This is a genomic window from Pseudomonas sp. C321 (genome assembly GCF_055407105.1).
Window position 1 is genome coordinate 1 of record NZ_JBUZRB010000022.1, and the last position, 3,122, is coordinate 3,122.

General features: G+C 56.3%; 4 protein-coding genes. All 4 read left to right on the forward strand.

From position 1 onward, the window contains the following. Positions 1-262: 262 nt before the first annotated feature. The 4 genes from ACZRJ6_RS26135 (at position 263) to ACZRJ6_RS26150 (ending at position 2,990) form a co-directional block, all read left to right on the forward strand. The gene (locus ACZRJ6_RS26135; protein WP_153331003.1) at positions 263-508 is read left to right on the forward strand and encodes a hypothetical protein; all 246 of its coding nucleotides are present in this window, start codon (positions 263-265) and stop codon (positions 506-508) included. Positions 509-626: 118 nt separating this feature from the next. Continuing rightward, positions 627-1,436 (forward strand): protein rep, encoded by an 810-nt coding sequence (locus ACZRJ6_RS26140; protein ID WP_198823169.1) that lies wholly within the window; start codon positions 627-629, stop codon positions 1,434-1,436. A 636-nt stretch (positions 1,437-2,072) separates the two neighbouring features. Next, the gene (locus ACZRJ6_RS26145) at positions 2,073-2,498 is read left to right on the forward strand and encodes a hypothetical protein (RefSeq protein ID WP_153331004.1); all 426 of its coding nucleotides are present in this window, start codon (positions 2,073-2,075) and stop codon (positions 2,496-2,498) included. A gap of 255 nt (positions 2,499-2,753) precedes the next feature. After that, a complete protein-coding gene (locus tag ACZRJ6_RS26150; RefSeq protein ID WP_153331005.1) occupies positions 2,754-2,990 on the forward strand; it encodes a hypothetical protein in 237 nt (78 codons plus the stop codon). Positions 2,991-3,122: the final 132 nt, after the last annotated feature.

The window sequence follows — 3,122 nt, forward strand, 5'->3', positions numbered from 1 at the left end:
CGCGATATTCCTAGGTCAAGGGCCGCGACCCCGGCTCGTCGTGACGCGCTTCACCGTCGCGGCGAACGGAGTCCCGGGCGCAGCGGACCCTTGACCTGTCACCGACGAAATCACCCTTTGGCAATTCCCTGGGCCCGAATGGGCCCGGGGGATGCCACCCGGCGAGGGTGCTCTTGCTGTGAGGGGTGTTGTTACACCCCCACTTTACCGAAGACTTCTTCGGTTTTTTGCCATCGGAGTGGAGTCGGAAAGTTCGCCCGTTATGTTCCTCGTCGTGATGCCAGCATTGGGTGTCACCACTGAGGAGTTGGGCGTGAAGATTTCAATCGAGCTGGACCGCAAGGATGTTTTAGCTTTGGTCACTGTTTTTCTGCTGATGCTCCCGGATTCCGGGGCTTTGCGCGGATTTGAGGCGGGCGGATCTCTGCTTTACTTGATACATAGAAACAATGTGTCGGCAGGTGCTATGCTCGGCCACATGGAAAAGGGGGCCGAAAATGGCGCATAAAAAAACCCCTGTGAACTCTACCAACTTGGCGGGAGGGGAGTTCACAGGGGCTGACGAAGCTAGGCTTCTGGGCGAAAGGATAGCACGCTACGGCGTTGCTCACGCAAGGTCTCAGGCGATGCTTAGGCATCTACGAGAGGCTCCTTCCCAGGCGACCATCAAAGCTGCTACTGGCCTTGCCAGTTGCGGTAATTACCTGCACTTCCGCGAGTACTTCACCGTGGGCAAGGTACGACTGCACAGTGCGACGTTCTGCAAGCAGCACTTGGTTTGTCCTTTGTGTGCTATTCGCCGCGGCGCTAAGGCTCTTGGGGCTTACCTGAGCCGCTGGCAGGTTATCCAGACAGAGCGTCCGGATCTACGCCCATACCTCCTGACCCTGACCGTTAGAAACGGCCCTGATCTTGCCGAGCGGCAAGCTCACCTCAGCCACTCCCTCAAACGTCTAATGCACCATCGCCGAGACTTCAACGCAGGTACTCGCGGCGCGCCCTGGACTGAGCTTTGCAGAGCCGAGGGGGCTGTTTACACCCTTGAGCTGACCAACAAGGGCAAGGGCTGGCATCCGCATTGCCACATGATCATTTTGGCTACCTCTCAGCCATCACAAACTGACCTCAGCGCCGAGTGGCACAAGATCACTGGCGACAGCATGGTCGTGGATTGCAGGCCCATCCTGGGCGATCCCGTGGAAGGCTTCATGGAGGTGTTTAAGTACGCGGTGAAGTTCTCCGACTTGACCCTGGCTGACAACTGGCACGCGGCGCAGATCCTCAAGGGTAAGCGCCTGCTGAACAGCTTCGGCTCTTTCCGTGGCGTCGATATTCCAGACTCACTGCTTGATGAGCCTCTCGATGGGCTCCCGTATTTGGATCGGTTCTATCGCTACCTGGACGATTCCTATCAGCCGGCAAGCATTCGAGACTGACCCGGTCCTATGGCTCACCTATTGCCGCTGCAATAGGCGAAACAATAGGTCGAGCAATAGCACAGCCAAGAGCCAAAACCATAGAAACCAACAGCAAAGTGCCGTCACCCCTACGGTGTTCCGTGGCCGCCCCTGCGGGACGACCAAACCTCCCGGGGGAGCGCCCCGGAAGGTCTTTAGGGTTCTGAATCGCTGCGCGATTCGCCACCCTCTTTCCTCCCCTGCGCCCTGGACGGGCTTGTCTCGAAAATTCACCCGCGTGCGCGCCCGGCAAAGCCGGACCACCCCGCTTTCTGAGACTTCGCGACGCATCGATGCGGGACTTCGTCCCTCCCTCTGCTGCTCTGGCTCGAAACCAGGGTGGTCCGGTTTCACCTGACGCGCACGCAAGCGGTGCGGCCTGATGCTTCGCACCCTGGTTTCGCCCTGGACGGGCTGCACCATGGCAGAACGGAAAAAATCGGCCTGGGGGCCATTTTTCCTCACCACCCTCGTGGGCTCGGGTGGCGTCTGTCTGGCTGTTCCCGTCGTCTTCGACGCCGGTTTATCAGAGCGGCTTGTGGCCGCTCTGGAGGCAGCTTTCAGCTGCCCAAAGCAGGCTGCGCTACCATGCGATTTTCGCCTGGGAGCAGCCCAATGCAGCGTCTAGCAAAACCCTCTGATTACGTTCTGCAGGACATCCTCGGCAGATCGCAGTACGTGCTGCCCTGGGAGGACAAGCTTTGTCCTGGGAATCCCACAGACGACCCTGATGCTGGTTCGATTGAGTACAACGAGCATGCCATTGAGAGGGCCCATAACGGCGGTATGGCCATCGCAACCGATCCGGTAGCCGACGCAGTGAATGCGGCACTAAAAACGCCTGGAGAGGCTTACAGGACCCTTTCGCGGGATCTGGCGGCCTCATACCTGGGTGATTATCAATTTCTTATGAGCGACCTAGAGCTCTGGGACGAAGAAACCAAAGCGATCCGCGTTCTCCTGGTCTTTTCCAACCAGGATCTACACAAGCTATCTGCGCGCCAGGTTATGGACCTTCGCGCTCGAGCTGCACAGGTCTGACGCGCTGCGCTTGTCTCCTCGATCAGTGCACGGGAACAAGTACCCGTGCCCCGATCGAGGCTCTTAATTGCCTATTTTTGATGATCCAAACACACCTGTATGCTTCTTCCCGAAGGTGTCTGTAAGGATTCTGCAAGATATTTTAAATACGTTTTAAAAACTCTCGCAAAAAATACATAAGAAGTCTGTTGCTTATTTTTTAGTGGCATATAGAATCGCCAAAAAAATCGCGCAAGCATCATTTTGGGGTGTCATATGTCCAAGGCAGTAAGCAGCATCGCATCGGAAGTAAATGAATTACTTCGTAAAAATGGAAATGAGTTCATGACTCTAAAGTGGGCTCAGTTTTACAAAATATGCGACAGAGAACGTCTCGCCGATGTGGTTATGGAAAACATCGCAAAACAGCTCAAAAAAAATGACCTGCATATCATCTACGGCAACAACGTCATTGTCGTTCGTGACTTTTGCTGGAGCCCTGTAGACATCTGATCCGCATACCAGCTGATGCGCTTGTGCGTAGGTCGCGATATTCCTAGGTCAAGGGCCGCGACCCCGGCTCGTCGTGACGCGCTTCACCGTCGCGGCGAACGGAGTCCCGGGCGCAGCGGACCCTTGACCTGT